Source organism: Selenomonas sp. oral taxon 920, from assembly GCF_001717585.1.
GTDB lineage: Bacteria > Bacillota > Negativicutes > Selenomonadales > Selenomonadaceae > Centipeda.
The window spans coordinates 2,180,096-2,205,211 of the sequence record NZ_CP017042.1 but is presented as its reverse complement, the minus strand read 5'-3'; the positions used below and the strand labels follow the sequence as shown (position 1 = coordinate 2,205,211).

At 59.5% G+C, this 25,116-nt stretch carries 24 protein-coding genes and 1 tRNA gene; all 25 read left to right on the top strand.

The window, feature by feature from the left end; all coding sequences use genetic code 11:
* Positions 1–9 precede the first annotated feature (9 nt).
* Positions 10–303, top strand: coding sequence for a hypothetical protein (locus BCS37_RS10510; protein ID WP_069181382.1), 294 nt, complete (start codon positions 10–12; stop codon positions 301–303).
* Positions 304–343: 40 nt separating this feature from the next.
* Positions 344–1,747 (top strand): glycoside hydrolase family 1 protein, encoded by a 1,404-nt coding sequence (locus BCS37_RS10505; protein ID WP_069181381.1) that lies wholly within the window; start codon positions 344–346, stop codon positions 1,745–1,747.
* Positions 1,748–1,932: 185 nt separating this feature from the next.
* Positions 1,933–4,422 (top strand): excinuclease ABC subunit A, encoded by a 2,490-nt coding sequence (locus tag BCS37_RS10500; protein WP_069181380.1) that lies wholly within the window; start codon positions 1,933–1,935, stop codon positions 4,420–4,422.
* 18 nt (positions 4,423–4,440) lie between these two features.
* A complete protein-coding gene (locus tag BCS37_RS10495; protein WP_069181379.1) occupies positions 4,441–5,820 on the top strand; it encodes a DUF389 domain-containing protein in 1,380 nt (459 codons plus the stop codon).
* Between the two features lie 37 nt (positions 5,821–5,857).
* Complete coding sequence (locus tag BCS37_RS12295) at positions 5,858–5,983, top strand: secretion protein HlyD (protein WP_083205817.1); 126 nt, start codon at positions 5,858–5,860, stop codon at positions 5,981–5,983.
* A gap of 198 nt (positions 5,984–6,181) precedes the next feature.
* A complete protein-coding gene (locus BCS37_RS10490) occupies positions 6,182–7,459 on the top strand; it encodes an SLC13 family permease (RefSeq protein WP_069181378.1) in 1,278 nt (425 codons plus the stop codon).
* Between the two features lie 105 nt (positions 7,460–7,564).
* Positions 7,565–8,143 carry a Maf family protein gene (locus tag BCS37_RS10485; protein WP_069181377.1) on the top strand — a complete coding sequence of 193 codons (579 nt, stop codon included), beginning with the start codon at positions 7,565–7,567 and terminating at the stop codon, positions 8,141–8,143.
* Positions 8,130–8,807 (top strand): RadC family protein, encoded by a 678-nt coding sequence (gene radC / locus BCS37_RS10480; protein WP_069181376.1) that lies wholly within the window; start codon positions 8,130–8,132, stop codon positions 8,805–8,807. The genes BCS37_RS10485 and radC overlap by 14 nt, the downstream gene beginning before the upstream one ends.
* 101 nt (positions 8,808–8,908) lie before the next feature.
* On the top strand, positions 8,909–9,292 hold the full coding sequence (locus BCS37_RS10475) for a universal stress protein (protein WP_173862602.1): 384 nt from the start codon (positions 8,909–8,911) through the stop codon (positions 9,290–9,292).
* A gap of 20 nt (positions 9,293–9,312) precedes the next feature.
* A complete protein-coding gene (locus BCS37_RS10470) occupies positions 9,313–10,320 on the top strand; it encodes a deoxyguanosinetriphosphate triphosphohydrolase (protein ID WP_069181374.1) in 1,008 nt (335 codons plus the stop codon).
* Positions 10,321–10,334: 14 nt separating this feature from the next.
* Positions 10,335–12,116 (top strand): DNA primase, encoded by a 1,782-nt coding sequence (dnaG, locus tag BCS37_RS10465; RefSeq protein ID WP_069181373.1) that lies wholly within the window; start codon positions 10,335–10,337, stop codon positions 12,114–12,116.
* A 93-nt stretch (positions 12,117–12,209) separates the two neighbouring features.
* The gene (gene rpoD / locus BCS37_RS10460) at positions 12,210–13,352 is read left to right on the top strand and encodes an RNA polymerase sigma factor RpoD (protein WP_069181372.1); all 1,143 of its coding nucleotides are present in this window, start codon (positions 12,210–12,212) and stop codon (positions 13,350–13,352) included.
* Between the two features lie 40 nt (positions 13,353–13,392).
* On the top strand, positions 13,393–14,511 hold the full coding sequence (gene rpoD, locus BCS37_RS10455; protein ID WP_069181371.1) for an RNA polymerase sigma factor RpoD: 1,119 nt from the start codon (positions 13,393–13,395) through the stop codon (positions 14,509–14,511).
* Between the two features lie 343 nt (positions 14,512–14,854).
* Positions 14,855–14,930, top strand: a tRNA-Asn gene (locus BCS37_RS10450).
* 71 nt (positions 14,931–15,001) lie between these two features.
* The gene (locus BCS37_RS10445) at positions 15,002–15,691 is read left to right on the top strand and encodes a tRNA (adenine(22)-N(1))-methyltransferase (protein WP_069181370.1); all 690 of its coding nucleotides are present in this window, start codon (positions 15,002–15,004) and stop codon (positions 15,689–15,691) included.
* A 12-nt stretch (positions 15,692–15,703) separates the two neighbouring features.
* A complete protein-coding gene (locus BCS37_RS10440) occupies positions 15,704–16,513 on the top strand; it encodes a Nif3-like dinuclear metal center hexameric protein (RefSeq protein ID WP_069181369.1) in 810 nt (269 codons plus the stop codon).
* A 31-nt stretch (positions 16,514–16,544) separates the two neighbouring features.
* Positions 16,545–18,344 carry a translation elongation factor 4 gene (gene lepA / locus BCS37_RS10435; RefSeq protein ID WP_069181368.1) on the top strand — a complete coding sequence of 600 codons (1,800 nt, stop codon included), beginning with the start codon at positions 16,545–16,547 and terminating at the stop codon, positions 18,342–18,344.
* Entirely contained in the window at positions 18,337–19,500 is a 1,164-nt protein-coding gene (gene hemW, locus BCS37_RS10430; RefSeq protein ID WP_069181367.1) for a radical SAM family heme chaperone HemW, read from the top strand. The genes lepA and hemW overlap by 8 nt, the downstream gene beginning before the upstream one ends.
* Positions 19,501–19,562: 62 nt before the next feature.
* Positions 19,563–19,847: a glutaredoxin gene (locus tag BCS37_RS10425; protein WP_069181366.1), complete on the top strand. Its 285-nt coding sequence runs from the start codon at positions 19,563–19,565 to the stop codon at positions 19,845–19,847.
* A gap of 190 nt (positions 19,848–20,037) precedes the next feature.
* Entirely contained in the window at positions 20,038–20,388 is a 351-nt protein-coding gene (locus BCS37_RS10420; RefSeq protein ID WP_069181365.1) for an OadG family protein, read from the top strand.
* 17 nt (positions 20,389–20,405) lie between these two features.
* Positions 20,406–21,533, top strand: a complete 1,128-nt coding sequence (locus tag BCS37_RS10415; protein ID WP_069181364.1) for a sodium ion-translocating decarboxylase subunit beta — start codon at positions 20,406–20,408, stop codon at positions 21,531–21,533.
* A 160-nt stretch (positions 21,534–21,693) separates the two neighbouring features.
* Positions 21,694–22,392, top strand: coding sequence for a precorrin-2 C(20)-methyltransferase (gene cobI, locus BCS37_RS10410; protein ID WP_069181597.1), 699 nt, complete (start codon positions 21,694–21,696; stop codon positions 22,390–22,392).
* A 1-nt stretch (position 22,393) separates the two neighbouring features.
* A complete protein-coding gene (locus tag BCS37_RS10405; protein ID WP_173862601.1) occupies positions 22,394–23,326 on the top strand; it encodes an ABC transporter substrate-binding protein in 933 nt (310 codons plus the stop codon).
* Positions 23,323–24,294, top strand: a complete 972-nt coding sequence (locus BCS37_RS10400; protein WP_069181363.1) for a FecCD family ABC transporter permease — start codon at positions 23,323–23,325, stop codon at positions 24,292–24,294. The genes BCS37_RS10405 and BCS37_RS10400 overlap by 4 nt, the downstream gene beginning before the upstream one ends.
* Positions 24,291–25,097, top strand: coding sequence for an ABC transporter ATP-binding protein (locus BCS37_RS10395; RefSeq protein ID WP_069181362.1), 807 nt, complete (start codon positions 24,291–24,293; stop codon positions 25,095–25,097). Before BCS37_RS10400 ends, BCS37_RS10395 begins: the two co-directional genes overlap by 4 nt.
* The last annotated feature ends 19 nt before the right edge of the window (positions 25,098–25,116 follow it).

The following is a 25,116-nucleotide window of genomic DNA, read 5'->3' as shown; positions in this document are numbered from 1 at the left end:
GGACGAGCGATGAGCGAGACAAATGTGGGAGAATTGATTCGTTCGATGAGTGCGCAGCGCGTAGAGGTAATGCGTGCGGGCTATGAGGCGGACCTCATGGCGGCATGGGAGAAAGGAAAAGAGGCGGGCAAGGCGGAGGGCATCAGCGAGGGTGAGTTCCGAGGGCGCAAGCAGGGCGTGATCAGCGTTGCGCTGAACCTCCTGCGTGCGGGCTCACAGCCTGCCGTTGTTGCGAAGGCGGCGGAGCTGCCCGAACCGATCATCCGCAAGCTCGCGCAGGACAACGGCATCGAACTGGCGTAATACAGACGCGTGCTGTCATCGAGCGGCAAAGGAGCACGATATGGCATTCCCAAAGGAATTTCTCTGGGGCGGTGCAGTCGCGGCGAATCAGTGTGAGGGCGCGTACAATGCGGACGGCAAGGGACTCGACATACAGGACATCATGCCGCGCGGCATCACGGGCGCACCGACGCAGGAGCCAACGGCGGACAATCTGAAACTCACGGCGATTGACTTCTACCATCGGTACAAGGGGGACATTGCCCTCTTTGCCGAGATGGGGTTCAAGGTGTTCCGCACGTCAATTGCGTGGAGCCGCATCTACCCGAACGGGGACGATGCCGAGCCGAACGAGGCGGGGCTGCAGTTCTACGATAATCTCTTCGACGAGTGCCGGAAATACGGCATCGAGCCGCTCGTGACAATCTCGCACTATGAGACGCCGCTTCACCTTGCGAAAACATACAACGGCTGGATGAGTCACGACCTCATCGGCTTCTACGAGCGGTATGTGCGGACGATCTTCACGCGCTATCGGGATAAAGTAAAATACTGGCTGACGTTCAACGAGATCAACTCCGTACTCCATGAGCCGCTGCTCTCGGGCGGCATCATGACGCCGAAGGCGGAGCTGTCGCTCCAAGACCTCTATCAAGCGTGTCACCATGAGTTCGTCGCCTCGGCGCTTGCGACGAAGATCGGGCATGAGATCATCCCCGAGGCACAGATCGGCTGTATGATTCTCGCGATGCCGACCTATCCGCTGACCCCCGCGCCCGACGATATGATCGCCGTCATGCGGGCGGAGCACTTCAACGACTTCTTCGGCGATATGCACGTACGCGGCATTTACCCCGGCTATATGAAACGCTACTTCCGCGAGAACGGCATCGAGATCCGCGCGACACAGGAGGAGCTGCGGCTGCTGCGGGAACATACAGTGGACTTCGTCTCGTTCAGCTACTACGTCAGCATCTGCGAGGGTGCGGGCGGAACGGCGGGCGGCGGCAATCTCCTCGGCGGGAAGAAGAACCCGTATCTAAAGGCTAGCGAATGGGGCTGGCAGATCGACCCGCAGGGGCTGCGCTATGTGCTCAATCGCTATTATGACCGCTGGCAAAAGCCGCTCTTTATCGTCGAGAACGGCCTTGGGGCGAAGGATGTGCTCGTCGCGGACGGGGCGGGCGGCAGGACGGTCGCGGACGACTACCGCATCGACTATCTGAACGATCATCTCGTGCAGGTCGCGGAGGCAATCGCCGACGGCGTGCCCGTCATGGGCTATACGACGTGGGGCTGCATCGACCTCGTGAGCGCGTCGACGGCGCAGATGTCAAAGCGGTACGGCTTCATCTACGTCGACCGCAATGACGACGGGTCGGGAACGCTCGCACGATACCGCAAGAAGTCGTTTCACTGGTATAAGGACGTGATCGCGACGAACGGGGAATGTTTGAAGTGGTGAATCGAACAGCAGAGCATGAGGAGGTTCATGTTCTGCTTTTTTGTACGAAAACGAGGCTTATATTATCAGGAGACCTGAAACAATTTTCTTCTGTTTGAAATGCCGAGGAAGGCGCTGCTTGCGTATGTGCGGTGAGACTGCATGATGATCTCGACGGCACAAAGAAGGAGAGGAGATGTGCGGCAATGGAAAAGCAGCCGATGGCGATTGAAGTCCGCGGAGCGCGCGTTCACAATTTGAAAAATATATCTGTCGATATTCCGCTTCATAAGATTGTGGGTATTGCGGGGGTCTCCGGCTCGGGAAAGTCCTCGCTCGCACTGGGCGTGCTCTACGCCGAGGGCTCGCGCCGCTATCTCGAGGCGTTGTCGACGTATACGAGGCGGCGCATGACACAGGCAGAGAAGGCATGCGTCGATGAGGTGCGCTACATCCCTGCGGCGCTTGCACTGCATCAGCGCCCCGGCGTGCCCGGAATGCGCAGCACGTTCGGCACGTCTACGGAGCTGCTGAACGTCGTACGTCTGATGTTTTCGCGTCTGGCGAGCCATCGCTGCCCGAACGGTCACTATGCAGCGCCGACGCGCAAGGTGGCGGCGGAACAGGAGATCGTCTGCCCGACGTGCGGCGTACATTTCTATGCACCGGGTGCGGAGGAACTCGCGTTCAACAGCGGCGGTGCCTGTGAGGCGTGCGGAGGTACCGGCGTTGTCCGCGTCGTTGACGAATCGACGCTCGTGCCCGACGACTCCCTCTCGATCGACGATGGGGCAGTGCTGCCGTGGCAGACGCTCATGTGGTCTCTGATGAAGGAGATCGCGCAGAAACTCGGCGTGCGGACGGATGTGCCGTTTCGCGAACTGACTGCGCAGGAAAAGGAGATCGTCTTTCACGGACCTCCCGACAAGGTGCATCTGGTCTATCAGATCCAAAAGACCGGTGCGGCGGGGGAGATGGACTTCACCTACTTCAATGCAATTTATACCGTAGAAAATGCGCTCGCGAAGGTCAAGGATGAAAAGGGAATGAAGCGTGTGGAAAAATTCCTGCGCCAAGAAATCTGTCCGGCTTGTCACGGCACACGCCTCTCGGATGCCGCACGTGCGCCGCGCCTCGCAGAACTCTCTCTGCCGGATGTCTGCAGGATGACGCTGACGGAACTTGCGGCGTGGATCGCAGATGTTCCAAAGGCTATGCCGCGGGATATGATTCCGATGGCGGAAAGCATCTGTGAGAGTTTCCGGCATACGGCGGCGCGCCTCATGGAGCTTGGACTTGGCTACCTCACGCTCGACCGCGCGGCCTCGACGCTCTCGACGGGGGAGCGGCAGCGTATGCAGCTCGCGCGTGCCGTGCGCAATCGGACAACGGGCGTGCTCTACGTTCTTGACGAGCCGTCCATCGGACTCCATCCCTCGAACATTGATGGACTGCTGAACGTCATGCGGGAGCTTATGTCCGACGGGAACTCCATCGTCCTCGTCGATCACGATGTGCAGATTCTGCGCAGCGCAGATCATTTCATCGAGCTCGGGCCGGAGGCGGGCGCAGGCGGCGGTACGATCATCGCGCAGGGAACACTTGCAGAGATGAAAAAAAGTGCGAACTCACGCATCGGTGGTTTTCTTGACGGCAGGAAAAAGGTGCAGGTTCATACACCTGCGGCGGTCGAGGACATGTTCAAGCATGGGCGGATTGTGCTCAAGACAGAGCAGATTCATACGGTGAAGCCGCTCTCCGCCGTGTTTCCGCAGGGACGGCTGAGTGTTGTGACCGGTGTTTCTGGCTCGGGCAAGACGACGCTCATTCTGGAAAGCCTGATTCCGGCACTGGAAGCACAGCTCGGCAGGACATCGCTGCCCGCGCATGTCCGGTCGATTGCCGCCGACGGTGTGCGGCAGGTGCGGTTGATCGACGCTGTACCGATTGGCGCCAACGTGCGCTCGACCGTTGCTACCTACGCGAACGTGCACGATGAGCTGCGAAAACTTTATGCGCGTACGCCGGCAGCAAAGGAGAACGGGTATAAGGCCGGGGAGTTTTCCTATAATACGGGAAAACTTCGCTGTCCGACCTGCGACGGAACCGGCTCGATCAGCCTCGATGTCCAATTTCTGCCCGATGTCACGATCGACTGCCCCGACTGCGGCGGCTCTCGATACCGCAAGGAAGCTGCCGAGATTCTTCGTGTGCCGCGCAAGGGGAAGCAGCCGTGCTCGCTCCCCGCGTTGATGTCCCTGAGCGTTGACGAAGCACTGGCGGTTTGCTGTGATTTGAAAACGGTGCAGCGGCGCCTTCAGATCCTGCACGATCTCGGGCTCGGATATCTGACGCTCGGTGAGGCGACGCCCGGGCTCTCGGGCGGCGAGGCGCAGCGTCTGAAGCTCGCGAGCGATATGGGCAGGGGGCAGGAGGGCTCTGTATTCGTCTTCGATGAGCCGACAATCGGTCTGCATCCGCTCGATGTAGAGACTCTGCTCGGTGTGTTCCAAACGCTCATGGCGAGCGGTGCGACCGTCATCGTCATCGAGCATGACCTCGACGTTATACGCAATGCCGACTACATTCTCGACATGGGGCCCGGCGGCGGCGAAGAGGGAGGCGAGATCGTTGCCTGCGGTACGCATGCGGATATCCGGAAGGAACCCAAAAGTGTCACGGGACGGTATCTTTGAGCCGTTCTGTCGAAGGAGATGATTTGTTTGATTTGGGATAAGCTAAAAGATTTTTTTGATTTGCGCGGCGACACTGCTTCGGTACAGGAAATTACAGAACGGGTCAATGCCGGCGTGCAGTTTCGGGGGACGAATCTCAGTGTCCTGATATTGGCGATCTTCATTGCCTCCATCGGTCTCAATATGAACAGCACGGCGGTCATTATCGGCGCGATGCTGATCTCTCCGCTGATGGGGTCGATCCTTGGAATTGGCTATGGGCTTGCCCGTTATGACAGCACATACATTCGTTCCAGTGCAGGAAGGCTGCTCGCCCAAGTGATCATTTCGGTTGCTGCATCGACGCTTTATTTTTTCCTCACACCGATCGATAAACCCACGTCGGAACTGCTTGCACGGACATCGCCGGCCATTTGGGACGTTTTGATCGCGGTCTTTGGCGGCCTCGCAGGCATCATCGGTGTAACCCGCAAAGAGGGCGGGAATGTCATCCCTGGTGTTGCGATTGCAACAGCTCTGATGCCTCCTCTCTGCACCGCAGGATATGGCATTGCAACGGGCGTTATGGCGTACACCGTGGGTGCACTCTACCTGTTCTTTATCAACAGCTTCTTTATCTGTCTGACGGCATTCATCGTCCTGAAAATCATTGACATTCCCTCCAAGATAGAGCGCAACTCCGTGGAATTTTCAAGACAGAAACACTACCTGATGGCCTTTGCAGTGCTTATCACGCTGCCCAGCTGTTTCTTTGCGTATCAGAGCGTGCAGGAAAATCTGGAGAACGAGCAGGCGAAGATTTATATCGAGGAGAATTTCAAAGCACCACCTCGTCTGGCAATCTCCTATACTTTGGATAACGAGAAGAAAATGCTGACAGTGTTTACGATTGCCGGAATATCGGAGGATGATTTGACGGCATTGACGGAGAAGCTGCATGAAAAGAAATACCTCAGGCCGTTCCAGTTGGAGGTCTTTTCTGCCGAAACGGCGGAAGAGCGGGAAAAGATGGAGGCGATGATCGATCAGAGACTCAGCGAGGTTGACAAAAGTGCCATTCCCTCTATGCAGGAGCAGCAGACCGTGACCGCACTCAAGTCTGCCCGCGAGGAAAGTGAGAAGAAGGGGTCTTACATCTTGGACTGGAACCGTGAGGCACGCATCGTATTTCCGCAAATCTCCCGCATCGCCGTCGGGAGTGTGCAAGCCCCTGCTCCGGCGGCAGATAAATCGGCTGCTCTGAGTGAAACGCAAATTGCGTTCATATATCTGCAATCGGATATGGACGAAGCGTCGCGTGCTCGCTTGACCAAATGGATTTCGGACAAAGCAAAGAACCGTGTAGAGGTGCACTTCCTCCCCGAAGTTCCGCCAGCAGAGGCAAAAAAGGGATTGTAAGGAATCGCTGATAAAATAGACCCTCAGATTGGCGTAGATTTTTCGTCCTGTCAAGGAGACAAACCGGACGCATAGCCAAAGCTATGTGGAGGATTTGTCGACAAAGAGAGGGCGAAAAAGATGCGTCAAGATGGCGGTGCTGAATTTATCAGTGCTTCCGTAATCCGTGGCTGAGCGCGCGCTATGCACATCGTGTGGGCGAATTGGAAACAATAAACGAGAATAATTGAAAAAGAGATATAAAAATTGTACGCGGAAAAAAACTTGTCACTCCTTTGAACCTTGTGATAAAATGAACAAAGTCGTGCGCGGCGGTGGCTGTGATATCGCCGTGCAAATTAGTTACAAAGGAGGCGCTTAAATGGAAACGTTGGCCGCGATTATTTTTGTTGTAATGTATATGGTGATCGTCTCGGAAAAGATTCACCGCACGGTTGCTGCGATGATCGGCGCGGTGCTCATGATGCTGCTCGGCATCCTCTCGCAGGAGGTTGCGCTGCATCATGTGGACTTTGAGACGCTTGGACTGCTCGTCGGCATGATGGTGCTCGTCGGCGTGACGAAGGAGACGGGGCTGTTCGACTACGTGGCGATCAAGGCTGCGAAATCCGCAAAGGCGGAGCCGCGCCGCATTCTCGTCTACCTCTGTCTGATTACGGCGCTGTTCTCGGCGTTCCTCGACAACGTGACCACGGTGCTCCTCATGGTGCCTGTGACGTTCAGCATCACGAAGATTCTGAAGCTCGACCCCATGCCGTATCTTCTGACACAGATCATCGCGTCGAACATCGGCGGCACGGCAACGCTCATCGGCGACCCGCCGAACATCATGATCGGCAGTGCGGTGAAGGAACTCACTTTCGTCATGTTCATCGAACATCTCGCGCCCATCGCGATCATCTCAATGGTGGTGGTCATGTTCATCATGTCCGCGATCTATCGCAAGAGCCTCGTCACAACGCCGGAACTGCAGGCGGAGTTGATGCAGATGGACGAGAAGGCGGCAATCACGGATCACGGCCTGCTGAAGCGTTCGCTCTTCGTGCTCGGGCTGACGATCCTCGGATTTTTCACACACTCCTTTACGCACATCGAGTCCTCGCTGATCGCACTCACGGGCGGATTCCTGCTGCTCCTTCTCGCGGGCGGCAGCGAGCATCTCGTGGAGAAGGCGATGCACTCTGTCGAGTGGCCGACGATCTTCTTCTTCATCGGGCTCTTTATCGCGGTCGGCGGGCTGATTGAGGTTGGCATTATTGCACAGCTGGCTGAAACTGCGGTAGAAGCAACCGGGGGTGACCTGACGGCGACGGCGCTGCTGATCCTCTGGATGAGCGCGATCATCTCATCTGTGCTTGACAACATTCCGTTCGTGGCGACGATGATTCCGCTGATTCAAAATATGGGCGCAATGGGGATTACAAACCTCGAGCCGCTCTGGTGGTCGCTCGCGCTCGGCGCGTGTCTCGGCGGCAACGGTACACTCGTCGGCGCATCGGCAAACCTTATCGTGGCGGGTATGGCGGCGGAGCGCGGCGTACATATCAGCTTCATCCGCTACTTTAAGATCGGATTCCCGCTCATGCTGCTGACGATCGTACTCTCGACGGTCTATGTGTATGTGCGTTATTTGATATAAATTATTTGCAGGAAAAAGCCCGCACGGGGGCGAATCAAATTTAACAGAGAAATTTGTGGAAGGTACCGACACAGTTTCGGTGCCTTTTTGAGTTGGAGAGGAACTATGTTTATACTGGCATCTGCCTCGCCGCGCAGGCGTGCGCTTCTGCGGCAGATCGGGGCACAATTTGTCTCCATCACGCCCGCCGTGGATGAGGTGAAGGACGGGGAGCGTCCGCGCGATACAGTGATCTGCAATGCGCTGATGAAGGCACGCAAGGTGGCGGAGGAGTACCCCGAGCATGCCGTACTCGGCGCGGATACCACCGTCGTGCTGAACGGGCAGTCGTTCGGAAAGCCGCAGGATGCCGCCGAGGCACGTCACATGCTCTCCGCACTCGAGGGGCGTGAACATACGGTGCTCACGGGGATCGCGTGGGTCGTGGATGGCCGTGCGTACACGGATGCGGCGGAGACGATTGTGCGCTTTGCGCCCCTGACGCAGAAGGAGATCGCCGCCTATGTCGCGACGGGCGAGCCGATGGGCAAGGCGGGCGCGTATGCAATTCAGGGGCGCGCGGCAATCTACATCGAGGAGCTGCGCGGCTCGTTCTCAAACGTGGTCGGGCTGCCGCTTCATGCGGCTGCGGCACTCGCCCGCAAGGCGGGCGTTGCGATGGAGGACGAGGATGCATCTGCGTGATCTGCCCGCAGGTGAGCTGCCGCGTGAGCGCCTGATCGAACGCGGTGCAGGGGCGCTGAGTGACGCGGAACTGCTTGCGATTCTTCTCAGGACAGGGCGCGCGGGAGAGAACGTGCTCGAGCTCGCGCGCGGCATTGTCGCGCGCTTTCGTGAGACGGGGCTGCATGAGATTCTTGCGATGCCGCCAGCTGAGTTCGCACGCATCCCCGGCATCGGCATGGCAAAGGCGGCGACAGTGCTCGCAGCTCTTGAACTCGGACGACGTGCACAGCGCACGGCAAAGAGACGCCCGCACATCGACGCGGCAGAGGATGTGTATGAGCTGCTGCGCCCGCGTCTCACAGCGGAGAAGCGCGAGCATTTCCTCGTCCTGCCGCTCAGCTCGAAGAATGAGGTGCTGATGGTCGCGGAGGTGTCCGTCGGCACGCTCACGAATACGCTCGTCCATCCGCGTGAGGTGTTCGAGCCCGCGATCCGCTGCGGGGCGGCACACGTTATCCTTGCACATAACCATCCGAGCGGCGATCCCGTTCCAAGTGCGGAGGATCATCGGATCACGCGCGTGCTCAGGGAGGCGGGGGCGCTCCTCGGCATCCCTGTGACGGATCATGTGATCCTCGGGGGAGCGGCGTTTTTTAGTTTTTCCGAGGAAGGCATGCTGTAGATTTATACTTTTTTTTTGCGGAGAGAGGATTTTATCCTTCAATCATCGAAATATACTGATACCTTATAAATGGTCTTGTTAAAACGTGATTAGGAGGGATTATGATGAGCAAGATCAAGAAGATTCTTGTTCCGGTCGATGGATCGGTGGGCGGCTGCAAGGCGGTTGACGAGGCGCTGTTCATCGCGGAAAAATGCGATGCGGAGCTCGACTTCGTCTATGTGGCGAGCAACATCAACAAGGATATCCCGAGCCATATCGTCTTTGAACGCATCTGGGAAAAGCTGCCGGGCGACCGCAAGGCGCGCAAGCACGTCAAGAGCGGACATATCGCAAAGAGCATCCTCGAAGTTGCGGATGAGGAGCAGAGCGATATGATCATCATGGGAAGCCGCGGGCTCGGCCTCCTCAAGGGGGTTCTCATCGGCAGCGTCAGCCAGAAGGTGATCGAGGAGTCGAAGATCCCCGTCATGGTGATCAAGTAAGCAGGCGGGAGGTGGCGGCCTTGACCGTTCGAGAGCGGCTTGAGGCGCAGGAGGATGCACTCCTCTCACCGTTGGCGGCACGCAGCGCATGCGCAAAGCGCAGCCATCCGATGGAGGAGTGCCCCTTCCGCACGAAATTTCAGCGCGATCGCGACCGCATTCTGCATTCGAAGTCGTTCCGTCGGCTCAAGCACAAGACACAAGTCTACATCGTTGCGGGCGATCACTACCGCACGCGTATGACGCACACCCTGGAGGTCGCGCAGATCTCGCGGACGATTGCGCGCGGGCTCATGCTGAATGAGGACCTGACGGAGGCAATTGCGCTCGGACACGATGTCGGGCACACGCCGTTCGGGCACGCAGGCGAAGCGGTCGTGGAGGAAGTCACAGGGCATTTTGCGCACAACGAGCAGAGCCTGCGCATGGTCGAGATTCTCGAGCGCGGCGGACACGGACTGAACCTGACGGGGGAGGTGCGCGACGGCATCCTGAATCATACGGGAAAGGGCATGCCGACCACGTTCGAGGGGCGAATTGTACGCATCGCCGACCGCATCGCCTACCTCTGTCACGACTACGACGACAGCATTCGCGCGGGACTCCTCACGCCTGCTGAGCTCCCCGCCGAGGTGCGGGATGCGTTCGGCACGGATACCTCGGCGATGATCACGAGCATGGTGTCCGATATGATCGTCACCTCGGAGGCGCGCGGCGACGCGGCGCTCTCAGAGCCCGTGCAGCGTGTGATGGATGCGTTCCGTGCGTTCATGTTCGAGCGCATCTACCACTCCAAGACGCTCGCGCACGAGCGCGCACAGGCGGGGTTTGTCCTGCGTGCGCTGATGGATCACTTTACCGTGTATTTCGACACGCTCCCGCCCGAGTTTATTGCACGCGAGGAGAAGTGGGGGCGTGAGCAGTGCGTGGTGGACTATGTGGCGGGGCTGACGGACAGCTTTGCGGTGTCGCTCTTCCGCGAGATATACATTCCGCCCGTGGATCAGATGACAATTAAGCCGATATAATAAAAGGAGAAATTATGCGTGACCCGAGGATGGAGGCCTTTGTGCAGCAGGTGCGCGCTCAGACCGACATCCTTGCCGTCGTGCAGGGCTATGTTCCTCTGAAGCGCAAGGGCGGCCGCTATTGGGGCTGCTGCCCCTTCCACAACGAAAAAACTGCGTCGTTCTCCGTCGTGCCGGCCGACGGCTTCTTTTACTGTTTCGGCTGCCATGCGGGCGGCGACGCGTTCAAGTTCATATCACTCATCGAGCATATCACATGGTTCGAGGCGGTCAAGCGGCAGGCGGAGCAGCTCGGCATCCCGCTGCCCGCAGAGAAGCGCGACCCGCGTGAGGAGGCACGGCTGCGCGAACTCGACGATCTGCGCAAGGTCAATGCGCTCGCACGTGACTTCTTTCACAACTGTCTCACCATGACGCATTACGGTGCGGCGGGGCGGGCCTATCTCGCGGGGCGCGGCATTACGGAGGCTGCGATTGAACGCTGCGGCATCGGGTTTGCGCCCGATGCATGGGCAAAACTTTCCGACGCCTTCCGAAAGCGCGGCATTCCAGAGCACCTCCTTGTGACGGCGGGGCTTGCCGTGAAACGCGAGCGCGGCGGCGGTGTCTACGACCGCTTCCGCAACCGTGTCATTATCCCGATTGCGGATGAGCGCGGGCGCATCGTCGGCTTCGGCGGGCGTGCACTCGAGGGTGCCATGCCGAAGTACCTCAATACGGCGGAGACGCCCGTTTTTAATAAGAGAAAACTGCTCTACGGCCTCGACCGCGCGCATCGTGCAATCGCGAGCGAGGGCTGTGCGATCGTAGTCGAGGGCTATATGGATGCGATTGCCGCATGGGAGGCGGGCGTGGCGAATGTTGTCGCAACGCTCGGCACCTCGTTCACGGAGGGACATGCGGCGCTGCTCCTGCGCCGTGCGCCGCGCATTGTCTTTTGCTACGACAGCGATGCGGCAGGGCAGGAGGCGACGCTGCGCGCTCTCGCAGCAGTACGCGGGCGCGCGGCTGAGGTGCGCGTGCTCCTCCTGCCGGACGGCAAGGATCCCGATGAGTACGTCCGCACGCATGGCGCGGAGGCGTTCCGTGCGCTCGTTGCGACGGCGGTGCCCGTCCCGGCGTTCCGTCTGCGCCACGTGCGCACCCATATGGCGGACGGGGTGGAGGGGCAGAACGCGGCGCTTCAGGCGATGCTGCCCGTGCTTGCAGAGCTGGATGCGGTCGCGCGCGGCGCGTATGTGCGGCAGACGGCGGCGGAACTCTTTCTGGATGAGGGCGTGGTTGCGGATGCCCTGCGGAAATTTCTGCAGCGCGGCGGAGCAGAGCCTGCGGCTCCTGCTGACCTGCAGCGTCCTGTCCTACGTCAGGCGGACGACGCTGTGCGCCGCGCAGGACGCGAGCTCCTCGCGGCAGCTTGGCACACTCCTGATCTTCTCACTGAAATTTTATCTTTTATCCCGCGCACGGATTTCCCTGATGAACTCATCGGAGGAATTCTCGGTGCGATGGCGGAACATCTGCAGGCGGGCGGTGCGCTGGATGCGGACTTTATCGCCGAACAGCCTACAGCGGCGCGGGATGAGCTCATGCGTACCCTTGCCGAGGAGGGGCGGACGGATGCCTCCTATCGGGGGGCGCTGGCAACCCTCCGACGGGCGTATCTGACCGCTGCGCTCGCACGGCATACGCGCCGTGCCGAGGCGATGATGCAAGAAGGAAAAGCGGCATACATTGACGAATTAAACGAAGTGAAGAAAATACAGGATGAGATCTCCCGTGAAAATTTGAACGAATAATTCAAAAGAGACTTTAGAGCACGTTCATTTACTACGATAAGCTAAATAATAGATTTTATTAGATAATATTACGAACTGAAAGGAGGGGGCACGATGGCAACGGCAGCAGTACGTATGGAACGGGAAGATGTGCGCGAGACGGGAAATTTTGACGAGCTTGTGGCGAAGGGGAAAGCGAACGGCGGGACACTGACCTGCGGAGAACTCATTGAGGCATTTGACGCGTGGAACATAACCCCCGATGCAATGGATGGGCTCTATCAGCGGCTCAGCAGTGACAACATTGAGATTGTGGATGATACGGTGGTTGACGAGGGGACAGATGACGACGCGCTCGAACCGGTCGATGAACTCGACAAGGAAGAGGCGGAGATCGAGATCGATCTCTCCGTTCCTGAGGGGGTTGCACTCGACGATCCCGTTCGTATGTATCTGAAGGAGATCGGACGCGTGCCTCTCTTGACGGCAGAGGAGGAAGTCGACCTCGCGCGGCGCATGGAGGCGGGGGATATGACGGCGCGGCATCGCCTCGAGGAGGCGAACCTGCGCCTCGTTGTGAGCATCGCGAAGCGCTACGTCGGACGCGGCATGCTCTTCCTCGACCTCATCCAGGAGGGCAACCTCGGACTCCTGAAGGCAGTCGAGAAGTTCGACTACAGCAAGGGGTATAAGTTCAGTACCTATGCGACGTGGTGGATTCGGCAGGCGATTACGCGTGCGATTGCCGATCAGGCACGTACGATCCGCATCCCCGTGCACATGGTGGAGACGATCAACAAGTATATCCGCGTCTCGCGGCAGCTGCTGCAGGAACTCGGGCGCGATCCGACACCCGATGAGGTGGCAAAGCACATGGGGCTGAGCACCGCACGCGTGCGCGAGATCATGAAGATCGCGCAGGAGCCCGTATCCCTCGAAACACCGATCGGTGAGGAGGAAGACTCCCACCTCGGCGACTTCATCGAGGATGAGGCGGCACTCGACCCTGCGGATGCCGCATCGATGATGCTGCTCAAGGAACAGATCTCGGAGGTGCTCAAGACGCTCGCTCCGCGTGAGGCGGAGGTGCTGCGTCTGCGGTTCGGACTCGAGGATGGGCGGTCGCGCACACTCGAAGAGGTCGGACAGAGCTTTGGCGTGACGCGCGAACGCATCCGCCAGATTGAGGCAAAGGCGCTGAGGAAGCTTCGGCATCCCGTGCGTCTGCGCAAGTTACAGGGAAATATTGACCTTTGAGGCAGGTTGCCTTGCGAATACACGATAGGAGGACAGCGTTATGACAGTGGGGGCGGAGCAGAAAAAAGCACCGAGCGCCGACATCATTGAACGCCTGCTTGCCAAAGGCAAGAAAAACGGCGGCACGCTGACATACGGCGAACTCATTGACGCACTGCAAAAACAGGATATGTCCCCCGACGAAATGGACGATATGTACCAGCGGTTCAGCGACGAGGGCGTTGAGATCGTTGATGATGCGCCGAGTGCGGCGGCGGAAGAACCCGTCGACGACGATCCCCCCGAGAAGGAAGAGGAAGTCGAGATCGACCTCACCGTTCCTGAGGGGATATCCCTCGATGATCCCGTTCGGATGTATCTGAAGGAGATCGGGCATGTACCGCTCCTTACGGCAGAGGAGGAGGTCGAACTTGCCCAGCGCATGGAGGCGGGCGACGAGAGCGCGCGGCACCGCCTCGAGGAGGCGAACCTGCGTCTCGTTGTGAGCATCGCGAAGCGCTACGTCGGACGCGGCATGCTCTTCCTCGACCTCATCCAGGAGGGCAACCTCGGCCTCCTGAAGGCGGTCGAGAAATTTGACTACAGTAAGGGGTACAAGTTCAGCACCTACGCGACGTGGTGGATACGGCAGGCAATCACGCGTGCGATCGCCGATCAGGCGCGCACCATCCGCATCCCCGTGCACATGGTCGAGACAATCAACAAGCTCATCCGCATCTCTCGTCAGCTCCTGCAGGAGCTGGGCCGCGACCCGCGCCCCGAGGAGATCGCAAAGGAGATGGGCATCAGCGTCGCGCGTGTGCACGAGATCATGAAGATCGCACAAGAGCCCGTTTCTCTCGAAACGCCGATCGGTGAGGAGGAGGACTCCCACCTCGGCGACTTCATCGAGGACGAGGCGGCACCCGCACCCGCAGAGGCAGCGTCCTTCATGCTCCTGCGCGAGCAGCTTGAGGAGGTCCTCGAGACGCTGACCGACCGCGAGAAGAACGTCCTGCGTCTGCGCTTCGGACTTGAGGACGGGCGGTCGCGCACCCTTGAGGAGGTCGGGCAGAGCTTCGGTGTGACGCGCGAACGCATCCGCCAGATCGAGGCGAAGGCCCTCAGGAAGCTCAGACATCCGAGCCGAAGCAAGGTGCTGCGTGACTTCCTGGAATAGTTGACGAAATGGGCTGAATATCGTATAGTAAGCATACAAAAAGGGCGCTGCCGGTAAACGGTCAGCCCCCAAAGTTATTTGGAATAAGATCCCCGCCTAACGTTTGGAGACTGTGAGGCGGGGCTTCTTATGCTTTTGATATCACGATACAGATCGCAACGAGGAACACCAGCGAAAGAAATTCGTATGGGCCCATAAGCGAACCCCCTCTCAGGGGCTAAGAATCGACCGCCTACCGCATGGCAGCGCCTGTTTTGATTATAACCGCATGTTTCTTATCTACAAGCAACATTTTGCTTGACAGGACGGCGTATTCCCCTTATAATAGCAACGTCCGAAACATTCCTCGATAGCTCAGTCGGTAGAGCGTCTGACTGTTAATCAGAATGTCACTGGTTCGAGTCCAGTTCGAGGAGCCATTTGTTCATTACGGAGTGTAACGCAGCAGTTACACTCCTTTCTTATGTCTGTCAAAAAAGGGAGGGCGTGTATGCAGCTCGATGAACGGCTTGCGGCGATTGCCGCATTCGTTCCGCACGGTACGGCGGTTGCGGACATCGGCGGCGATCACGCCTACCTCGCCGCCACGCTCGTTATGGACGGCATTGCCCCGCGTGCCGTCGTCGGCGACCTCAGCGCGGGCGCGTGTGCGGCAGCGCGGCGCACCGTTCGGACGCAGCGCCTCACACAACAGATCGACGTACGGCAGGGCGACGGGCTGAGCGTGCTCGTGCCTGGCGAGGCGGAGTCCATCGTCATTGCGGGCATGGGCGGGGCTCTCATTGCGGAGATTCTTGCAGGCGCGCCCGTCGTCCTCACGCGCGTGCAGACCCTCGTCCTGCAGCCCATGAACGGTGCGGCGAAACTGCGCCGCTGGCTCTATGCACATGGCTGGGACATCGTCGACGAGACGCTTGCACGCGCAGGCGGCCGTCTCTACGAGATCATCCGTGCCGAGCGCGGCGCGGCAGAGATGCCTGACGACGTGCTTCTCCACATCGGGGTGCGGCTCTTTGCAAAGCGTGACCCTCTCCTGCGGGAACATATTGAGGCAAAGATTGCAAAGCTCGCCCGCGCCGCCGACGGGATGAATGTGAGCAGTGCAGCGCGGCGGAGTGCGGAATATCGTGAGACCGTATCGTGTCTCGCAGCGCTGCGTACAGTATTTGCGTTGCTTTGAGAGGAGATCCCCATGCTCAGCTGTCAGCTCATCATGAACGCGCTTGAGCGCATCGCGCCGCGCCGCCTCGCGGAGGACTGGGACAACCCCGGACTTCTCGTCGGCAGCTATGCGCAAAAAGTCGAGCGCGTGCTTGTCGCCCTCGATGTGGACGATGCGGTCACCGCGGAAGCCATCGAACGCAGGGCGGATATGATCGTTGCGCACCACCCTGCGATCTTTCGCGGCATCAAGCAGCTGCGCACCGATCTCCCGCTCGGGCGGCGGCTTGCCGCCCTCCTCACGCACAACATCGCCGTCGCGGCGGCGCACACGAACCTCGATGTCACGCACGGCGGCGTGAACGATGTGCTCGCCGCGCAGATCGGGCTGGAAAAACTCTCCTCCTTCGTCATTACGAGTCAGGAGGGCGGCGTGACCGAGAGCATCGGCCGTGTCGGCGTTCTTCCTGCTCCGACGAGCATCGAGGACTTTGCCCGCGCAGTGAAGGAACGCCTCTGCATCAGCCATGTGCGCCTTGCCTCTGCTGCCGCGCGCCCCGTACGGCGCGTCGCTGTCTGCGGCGGCGCGGGCGCGGACTTTATCGACAATGCCGTCCGCCTCGGCGCGGATGTCTACGTCACGGGCGATGTGAAGTACCACGATGCGCAGCGTGCCGTCGAGCAGGGCATGCACATCATCGATGCGGGGCACTTCGGCACAGAGGTGCCCGTCCTGCCTGTCCTCGCCGAGCATTTGCAGGCAGAGCTTGCGTCCGAACGCGGCGATATTGAGATTTTTGTCACAAACACGCAGCGCGACGTGTTCGATGTGATTATATAAGGAAGCAAAAAAGCAGGGGAAAGGGAACACTATGGATCAGAAGCATATCCGCAATTTTTCCATCATCGCCCACATCGACCACGGCAAATCCACCATTGCCGATCGCCTCATCGAGTATACGGGCACGCTCTCTGAGCGCGAGATGGAGGCACAGGTGCTCGACAGCATGGATCTCGAGCGCGAGCGCGGCATCACGATCAAGGCACAGACCGTGCGCCTCGACTACCGCGGTGAGGATGGGGAGCTGTACGAGCTGAACCTGATCGACACACCGGGGCACGTCGACTTCAACTACGAGGTCTCGCGCAGCCTTGCCGCGTGCGAGGGCGCACTCCTCGTCGTCGATGCGGCGCAGGGCGTTGAGGCGCAGACCCTTGCGAACGTCTATCTCGCGCTCGAGCACGACCTCGAGATCGTGCCCGTCATCAACAAGATTGACCTGCCGAGCGCCGAACCCGACCGCGTAAAGAGTGAGATTGAGGACAGCATCGGACTCGACACGAGTGCCGCCGTCCTCGCCTCGGCAAAGACGGGGATCGGCATCAAGGAGGTGCTCGATGCCGTCGTTGCCTACATCCCGCCGCCGGAGGGCGACCCCGAGGCACCGCTCAGAGCGCTGATCTTTGACTCGTACTTCGATCCGTACAAGGGCGTGATTGCGAACGTGCGCGTGAAAGAAGGCACGATCAAAAAAGGAATGAAGCTGAAGCTCATGGCGACGGGCAAGACCTTCGACGTGACGGATGTCGGCTGCTTCCGTCCCCAGCCCGTCGATACGGGGGCGCTCGGAACGGGCGAGGTCGGCTTTATCGCGGGTGCACTGAAAGATGTACGCGATGTCCGTGTGGGCGACACCGTGACAAGCGCGGAACGCCCTGCTGCCGAGGCGCTGCCCGGCTATCGCGGCGTGACGCCGATGGTGTTTTGCGGGCTCTACCCCGAGGACAGCAAGGACTACGACAACCTCCGCGAGGCTCTGGAAAAGCTGCAGCTCAACGATGCGGCGCTCGTCTTTGAACCGGAGACCTCGATTGCACTCGGCTTCGGCTTCCGCTGCGGCTTCCTCGGGCTCCTCCACATGGACGTGATTCAGGAGCGCCTCGAACGCGAGTACAACCTTGGGCTCATCATGACGGCTCCCTCCGTCGTCTACCACGTTTACCGCACGGATGGAAACATGGTGGAGGTCAGCAACCCCGCAGACCTCCCGCCGACAACCGAGATTGACCACATCGAGGAGCCGTGTGTCAAGGCGACCGTTATTGTGCCGAAGGACTACGTCGGTGCGGTTATGGAGATCTCGCAGGAGAAGCGCGGCGTGTTCCAGACCATGGACTACCTCGACGCGACGCGCGTTACCGTCATCTATCACATCCCGCTGAACGAGATTCTCTACGACTACTTCGACCGGCTGAAATCCGCTACGCGCGGCTATGCCTCCCTCGACTACGAGCTCATCGACTACCAGACATCGAGCCTCGTCAAACTCGACATCCTGCTCAACGGCGACCCCGTGGATGCCCTCTCGACCATTGTTCACCGTGACCGCGCCGTTGCACGCGGCCGTCAGCTTGCCGTAAAGCTGAAGGGCATCATCCCGCAGCAGATGTTCGAGATCCCGATTCAGGCGGCGATCGGGAGCAAGATTATCGCGCGCGAGAACGTGCGCGCGCGGCGCAAGGACGTCCTTGCGAAATGCTACGGCGGCGACATCACACGCAAGCGCAAGCTCCTCGAAAAGCAGAAGGAGGGCAAGAAGCGCATGAAGGCGGTCGGCAGTGTGGAGCTCCCGCAGGAGGCATTTATGGCGGTGCTGAAAATTGATGAATAACGCACAGGCGACACAATGGGGCATCTATGCCCACATCCCCTACTGCGTGAAAAAATGTGCATACTGTGACTTCATTTCCTCCGCCGTCGGAAAAGATACGCGCGCGGAGATGGAGGACTACGCGGCGGCGCTTCGGGCAGAGATCCTGCGCGAGGTGCCGCCGCTTCGTGCGCGGTGGGGCGATGCGGCAACGGTCTACCTCGGCGGCGGCACGCCGACGGCACTGCCCGCTGCACTGCTCACCGGAATTCTGGAGACGCTTCGCACGGCGGCGGGAACGCCTGTGGAATGCACCGTCGAGGCGAATCCCGGTACCGTGGACGCAGCGTATCTCACGCAGCTTCGCGCGGCGGGGGCAAACCGTCTCAGCCTTGGTGTGCAGAGCTTCGACGATCGTCTGCTTCGCGTCATCGGGCGCATCCACACAGCTGCGGAGGCGGAGCAGGCATTTCGCGCGGCGCGTGCGGCGGGGTTCGAGAACATCAGTCTCGACCTGATGTATGGTCTTCCGACGCAGACCCTCGATGACCTGAAGAAAAGCGTCGACGAAGCACTTGCGCTTGTCCCTGAGCACATCTCCGTCTACGGGCTGACCGTCGAGGAGGGAACGCCGTTTGCTGCGGCAGAGGCACAGGGGAAGCTTGCGCTTCCCACAGAGGACGCGGCGGAGGAGATGTACGACTGGCTGACGGCGGCACTTCCCGCACGCGGCTATGTGCGCTACGAGATCTCGAACTTTGCACGGCAGGGCTGTGAGAGCCGTCACAACCTCGGCTATTGGAGAAACGTTCCCTACCTCGGTGTCGGCGCAGCGGCGCACGGCTATGTGGACGGCGTACGCTTGGGCAACGAACCTGACACGGAGAAGTACATCCGCGCCATACAGACGGGCAGGAGTGTCCGCACGCCCGAGGATACGGAGCGCACCCGCACGAATGCAATGGAAGAGTACGCCTTTCTCGCACTGCGCACACGAGAGGGGATTGATACGGCGGATTTTTCACGCGCATTTGGTGTGGACATTGATACTGTTTATGGAGCGGTGATTGAGAAATATATCGCGCAGGGGTTGCTGCGCCGTGCAGACGGATTCGTCGCTCTGACGAATGAAGGCATGAAGGTCGGCAACGAGGTGTTTGCCGCCTTTTTGCATTAGATAAAACTTTGTGCTATGATAGACATCGCTTATTGTTCCTAACTTCCGAAAGGAGAACTGCCATGAAACACCTGATTATGATCGAGATGGAGGGCTGTCCCTACTGTGCAAACGCGCATCGTGCAATGGATGCGCTGCGTGCCGAGGGCTATGATGAGGACGTGTGCGTCATATTTCTTGACGAGAACAAACAACCGGAACAGGTGCAGCCGTTCGCGGGGGAGTACTATTACGTCCCGAGCATCTTCATGGACGGGGAAAAGCTCTACGAGGCGCAGCCGGGAGACAGTTATGATAAAATTTATGCCGCGGTGAAGCGCGCCTTCGACGCGGCACGTGCGGATTGAACGCCGTATTTATAGGAAATATGCAAAAGTTGCATAAGGAAAAACGAAAATAAAACTTGTAAAATCATCTGAAATCCAGCATAATAACGAAAGCGCTATTTTCACAATATACATAAAGATCCTCGGCCTGTCTCCGTATACGGGTAATGCGGCGGCGTTCACGAGGCGAAAAACAAGATGAGGTGAGTTTATGCATCAACCCGTAACCGACAATCCTTTTGTCATCATGGTCATCAACATGGTCATCGTCTTTGCTGTGTTGACAGCGATCTGGGGGCTCATCGAGCTGACCCATTTGCTTGACCCGACGAAGAAGAAGGCGGAGCCGCCCGCATCCGCCCCTGCCGCTCCCGCGCCTGCCCCCGCAGCCCCCGTTGCCCCTGCCGTACCCACAGGGCTCAGCACGGAGACCGTCGCTGTTATTGCGGCTGCCGTCACCGCCTGTGGCTACAGCGCCGAGCAGATCCACGCGATCCGTCCGGCAGAGCAGCCTGCATGGCGCAACTTCGGACGCACACAGGGTATGCGCACGCCGCGCTGAGAAGGGAGTGACAGATTATGGATTTTATCAATGCGTTTACTGTCTCCCTGCAGGCAGTTGTTGACGGCAGCGGATTTGTCGGCATGAGCGGCGGCAACGTTATCATGATTGGTGTCGGACTTGTCTTGCTCTACCTCGCGTTTGCACGTGACTTCGAGCCGCTGCTCCTGAGCCCGATTGCCTTCGGCTGTATCCTCGCGAACATTCCGTTCAACGGCTTTGAGGAGCCGGGAGTCATGTCCGCGATCGGCATGGGTATCAAATACGAGATCTTCCCGCCGCTCATCTTCCTCGGTGTCGGTGCGATGACGGACTTCGGTCCGCTGATTGCACGGCCCTCGAGCCTGCTCATGGGTGCGGCGGCACAGTTCGGTGTTTTCGTCGCCCTGCTCGGCGCGATGATGCTTGACTTCACGGCACAGGAAGCGGGCTCCATCGGCATCATCGGCGGCGCGGACGGTCCGACCTCGATCTACCTCGCGACCAAGATGGCGCCGCATCTCCTCGGTGCAATCGCCGTTGCGGCATACACCTACATGGCACTCGTGCCGCTCATTCAGCCGCCCGTTATGAAGCTCCTCACCACAAAGAAAGAGCGTGAGGTCGTCATGGAGCAGGCTCGTGAGGTCACGAAGTTCGAGCGCATCGCGTTCCCGATTGTCTCGACCATCTTCATCAGTCTGCTGCTGCCGTCCATCACGGCACTGCTCGGCATGCTGATGCTCGGCAACCTCTTCCGCGAGAGCGGCGTGACGGATCGTCTCTCCGATACGGCGCAGAACGCCCTCATCAACACGGTCACGATCTTCCTCGCACTCGGCACGGGTCTCACGATGAGCGCGGAGAGCTTCCTCGTCAAGGAGACCATTCTCATCATCTGCCTTGGTCTCGTCGCATTCATCTTCGGCACGGCGGCGGGCGTTGTCCTCGGCAAGATCATGTGCCGTGCGACGGGCTGGAAGGTCAACCCCCTCATCGGCTCTGCGGGCGTCTCCGCTGTTCCGATGGCGGCGCGCGTCAGCCAGATCGTCGGCATCAAGGCAAAGCCTGGCAACTACCTCCTCATGCACGCCATGGGGCCGAACGTCGCCGGGGTTATCGGCACCGCGGTTGCGGCAGGTACGATGCTCGCGATGCTGATGTAAACAGCGTTTTTTAAGTGAAAATACGCCTAAAGACAACGCTTTGCATTTGACAAAATCCTCCTTCATATGTACTATGAGGGAGGATTTTTGATTCCAGATCTCGCTCTGTTCTTCCACCGGAGCGAAAACAATGTTTATTTTTACATGGAAGGAAGATTTTATGCGCGGAACATTCTATGGCATCGGCGTCGGCCCCGGCGACCCCGAGCTTCTCACCGTCAAGGCAATCAAGGCAATCGAGGCGGCGGATGTCCTCATTGCCCCCAAGACGGAGAAGAAGGACGGCAGTGTCGCTCTCGAAATCGCACGCCCGTACCTGAAAAAAGATATCGAGATCGTTTACCAAGTCTTTCCGATGGTAAAGGATTTCGCGGAAGACACGGGCGCGTGGGAGGCGAACAAGGCGGAGATCCTTGCACTCCTGAATGCGGGCAAAAACGTTGCCTTTTTGACGCTCGGCGATCCCATGTTCTTCAGCACCTACATCTATGTGTTCCGTCTCCTCGAACATGAGGACGTGAACATCGTCACCATCCCCGGCATACCTGCCTTTATCGCCATCGGCAGCCGCGTCGGCCGCCCAATCGTGGAGGGCAACGACGTGCTCGCCATCATCCCCGGCACGGCGGAGCAGGAGCGCCTTGAGGAGGTCATGGCGGTCGCGAGCAGTGCCGTTGTCATGAAGGTCTACCACAACTCCGCTGAGATCATCGACCTCCTGCGGCGCAACAACATGACGAAGGAGGCGGTGCTGGTCAGCCGTGCGGGGCTCGACGACGAGCGCATCATTTACGACCTCGAAGCCCACGCGGATGAGAAGCTGAACTACCTCTCCACCATCCTTACACGGAGGAGCTGACATGATGAAACAGTGGGCACTTGCCCTTTTCACGGCGACATCACTTCTTCTCACTGCCTGCGGCACACCTGCGGCGGAGAATACGAATGCGGCCGGCGCGTATGCCTCCATTACGGACGACAACGGGCGCACCGTCACATTTGACAAGAAGCCCGAGCGCATTGTCGTCACCTCCGCCTCCTTCCTCGAGCCGCTCTACGCCGTCGGCGGCAGTGTCGTCGGCCGCCCCGATTCAAAGTCGAAGATCCCCGATGCGGCGAAGGATGTCACGAGCATCGGCAGAGTCTACCAGATCGACGCGGAGAAGATCATCGCACTGCAGCCCGACCTCGTCATCCTAAACAAAGGAATGAATGAGAAGCTCGTCGATACCCTCGCCGCGAACAACATCAAGACACTCATCCTCGACATGAAGAGCTTCGAGGACGTAAAGCGCGAGATCGGAACATTTGCGACGCTCACGGGCGAGAAGGCAAAGGGGGACGAACTCATTCGCAAGATGGATGCAGACATCGAAGCCGTCCGCGCCTCCATCCCGCAGGAAAAAAAGCGTGTCGCCATCATCCACAGCACGGGACAGGGCCTCTCCGTCCAGCTTGACGGCAGCATTGCGGGCAACATTGCAAACATCCTCGGCTGGGAGAACACAGCGGCGGGGATGCCCGCGCTGGACAAGAACCCCGATGCCGCGCCCTACAGCATGGAGACGCTCGTCGCGCAGAACCCCGACATCATCTTTGTCACGAGCATGGGTGAGGAGGCGGAGATCCGCGCCTCGATGGAGGCGATGTTCGCGGAGAGCCCCGCGTGGCAGAGCGTCGGCGCGATCCGTGACGGACGCGTCTACTACCTGCCGCAGGAGATGTTCCTGTTCAGCCCCGGCATCGACTACCCAAAGGCAGTACAGTACATGGCGAGGCTTGTCTATCCATGAAAAAACGCATCCTGCTCCTCGTCCTCTTTGCCGTGCTTGCGGTGCTTGCAATGCTCCTCTCTGCCGCGAAAGGGTCTGTTGACATCCCCATTGGGGAGATCATCGGCATCCTGAGCGGCACACAGAGCGGAGCAAACGCACAGATCCTCTGGAACATCCGCCTTCCGCGCACCATCGTCGCCGCACTCGTCGGCATCAACCTCTCTCTTTCGGGGGCGATCCTGCAGGCGATCCTCAGAAATCCGCTCGCCGACCCGCACATCATCGGCATCTCGTCCGGTGCGGGTCTTGCGGGCATTTTTATCATGCTCATGCTGCCGGGGGCGGCGTGGCTCATCACCCCTGCCGCGTTCGGCGGCGCGATGCTTGCCGCACTCCTCATCTATATCCTCGCGTGGCGCGACGGCATCCGCCCGACGCGCATCATCCTCGCGGGCGTTGCCGTGTCAGCGTTTCTCGGCGCGGGTATCTCCGCGCTGATGATCCTCTACAGCGACCGCGTGCACAGCGCACTTATGTGGATGGTCGGAGGGCTCTCCGCGCGCAGCTGGCCGCACGTCGAGATGCTGCTGCCGTACACTGTCGCAGCGGGACTCCTCGCGCTCCTCGCCGCGCAGCGGCTCAACATCCTGCAGCTCGGCGACGACATGGCACGCGGCATTGGGCTCGCCGTCGAGCGCACACGCATCCTTCTCACGGCGGTCGCCGCGCTCCTCGCCGCGAGCGCCGTCTCTGTGGTCGGACTCCTCGGCTTCGTCGGGCTGATTGTTCCCCATGCGGCGCGCCTCATGATCGGAGCGGACTATCGCTTCCTGCTCCCTGCGGCGGCGCTCCTCGGCATCGCCGTCGTCACCCTCAGCGATACGGCGGCACGGCTGCTGTTTGCTCCCTTGGAACTTCCTGTGGGCATCATCATGGCTGCAGTCGGTGCGCCGTTCTTTCTCTATCTTCTGAGGAGGCAGCTATGAGTGCGGGACTTATGGCGCGTGATCTCAGCGTCAAAATTGCGGGCAAGGAGATCCTGCACGGGCTCAGCGTCGATATCGCCGCAGGGCGGCGCACTGCCATTGTTGGCCCCAACGGCGCGGGCAAGACCACCCTCCTGCGTGCCCTCGCCGGACTGAACCGCCGCTATACGGGCGAGATTCAGCTGGATGGACGCGAACTCGGCAGTTACACCGAGAAGGAGCTTGCACGCGTGCGTGCCATCCTGCCGCAGGAACGTACGGCAGCGCAGGGGCTGACTGTGGAGCAGCTTGTAACGTACGGACGATTTGCTCATGCGAACCTCTTTCAGACGCGCTCAGACCCGGAGGACAGAGAGGCAATCGCGTGGGCGATGGAGACCGCGCACGTCTCCGCATTTGCGGAGCGCGAGGTGCATACCCTCTCGGGCGGCGAGCGGCAGCGCGTCTTTCTTGCGATGGCGCTCAGTCAGCGCCCGCGCCTCCTGCTCCTCGACGAGCCGACCACCTACCTCGATGTGGCGCATCAGCTGCGCGTCATGGAGATCATCTCACAGCTCAACCGCATACATGGTATGACGATCCTCATGGTGCTGCACGATATGGCGCATGCCATGCAGTATGCCGACGAGATCGTCCTGATGCAGAGGGGGCGCGTCGTCCATGCGGGTACGCCCGCCGACGTGCTCACGGAGGAACGCATTGCCGACGTGTTCGGCGTCCGCGTCGAGATCTTCACGAACTCCCGCGGCATCCGTGTCCCGTCTCCCGTGGCACTGGTGGGGGAACGATCTGCGTCAAAATAAATTGACAACGTACAAATAT

Excerpts from the sequence above, each read along its gene's own strand:
- BCS37_RS10510 (WP_069181382.1), top strand. The coding sequence starts at position 10 with ATGAGCGAGACAAATGTGGGAGAATTGATTCGTTCGATGAGTGCGCAG.
- BCS37_RS10505 (WP_069181381.1), top strand. The coding sequence starts at position 344 with ATGGCATTCCCAAAGGAATTTCTCTGGGGCGGTGCAGTCGCGGCGAAT.
- BCS37_RS10500 (WP_069181380.1), top strand. The coding sequence starts at position 1,933 with ATGGAAAAGCAGCCGATGGCGATTGAAGTCCGCGGAGCGCGCGTTCAC.
- BCS37_RS10495 (WP_069181379.1), top strand. The coding sequence starts at position 4,441 with ATGATTTGTTTGATTTGGGATAAGCTAAAAGATTTTTTTGATTTGCGC.
- BCS37_RS10490 (WP_069181378.1), top strand. The coding sequence starts at position 6,182 with ATGGAAACGTTGGCCGCGATTATTTTTGTTGTAATGTATATGGTGATC.
- BCS37_RS10485 (WP_069181377.1), top strand. The coding sequence starts at position 7,565 with ATGTTTATACTGGCATCTGCCTCGCCGCGCAGGCGTGCGCTTCTGCGG.
- radC (WP_069181376.1), top strand. The coding sequence starts at position 8,130 with ATGCATCTGCGTGATCTGCCCGCAGGTGAGCTGCCGCGTGAGCGCCTG.
- BCS37_RS10475 (WP_173862602.1), top strand. The coding sequence starts at position 8,909 with ATGATGAGCAAGATCAAGAAGATTCTTGTTCCGGTCGATGGATCGGTG.
- dnaG (WP_069181373.1), top strand. The coding sequence starts at position 10,335 with ATGCGTGACCCGAGGATGGAGGCCTTTGTGCAGCAGGTGCGCGCTCAG.
- rpoD (WP_069181372.1), top strand. The coding sequence starts at position 12,210 with ATGGCAACGGCAGCAGTACGTATGGAACGGGAAGATGTGCGCGAGACG.
- rpoD (WP_069181371.1), top strand. The coding sequence starts at position 13,393 with ATGACAGTGGGGGCGGAGCAGAAAAAAGCACCGAGCGCCGACATCATT.
- BCS37_RS10445 (WP_069181370.1), top strand. The coding sequence starts at position 15,002 with ATGCAGCTCGATGAACGGCTTGCGGCGATTGCCGCATTCGTTCCGCAC.
- BCS37_RS10440 (WP_069181369.1), top strand. The coding sequence starts at position 15,704 with ATGCTCAGCTGTCAGCTCATCATGAACGCGCTTGAGCGCATCGCGCCG.
- lepA (WP_069181368.1), top strand. The coding sequence starts at position 16,545 with ATGGATCAGAAGCATATCCGCAATTTTTCCATCATCGCCCACATCGAC.
- hemW (WP_069181367.1), top strand. The coding sequence starts at position 18,337 with ATGAATAACGCACAGGCGACACAATGGGGCATCTATGCCCACATCCCC.
- BCS37_RS10425 (WP_069181366.1), top strand. The coding sequence starts at position 19,563 with ATGAAACACCTGATTATGATCGAGATGGAGGGCTGTCCCTACTGTGCA.
- BCS37_RS10420 (WP_069181365.1), top strand. The coding sequence starts at position 20,038 with ATGCATCAACCCGTAACCGACAATCCTTTTGTCATCATGGTCATCAAC.
- BCS37_RS10415 (WP_069181364.1), top strand. The coding sequence starts at position 20,406 with ATGGATTTTATCAATGCGTTTACTGTCTCCCTGCAGGCAGTTGTTGAC.
- cobI (WP_069181597.1), top strand. The coding sequence starts at position 21,694 with ATGCGCGGAACATTCTATGGCATCGGCGTCGGCCCCGGCGACCCCGAG.
- BCS37_RS10405 (WP_173862601.1), top strand. The coding sequence starts at position 22,394 with ATGATGAAACAGTGGGCACTTGCCCTTTTCACGGCGACATCACTTCTT.
- BCS37_RS10400 (WP_069181363.1), top strand. The coding sequence starts at position 23,323 with ATGAAAAAACGCATCCTGCTCCTCGTCCTCTTTGCCGTGCTTGCGGTG.
- BCS37_RS10395 (WP_069181362.1), top strand. The coding sequence starts at position 24,291 with ATGAGTGCGGGACTTATGGCGCGTGATCTCAGCGTCAAAATTGCGGGC.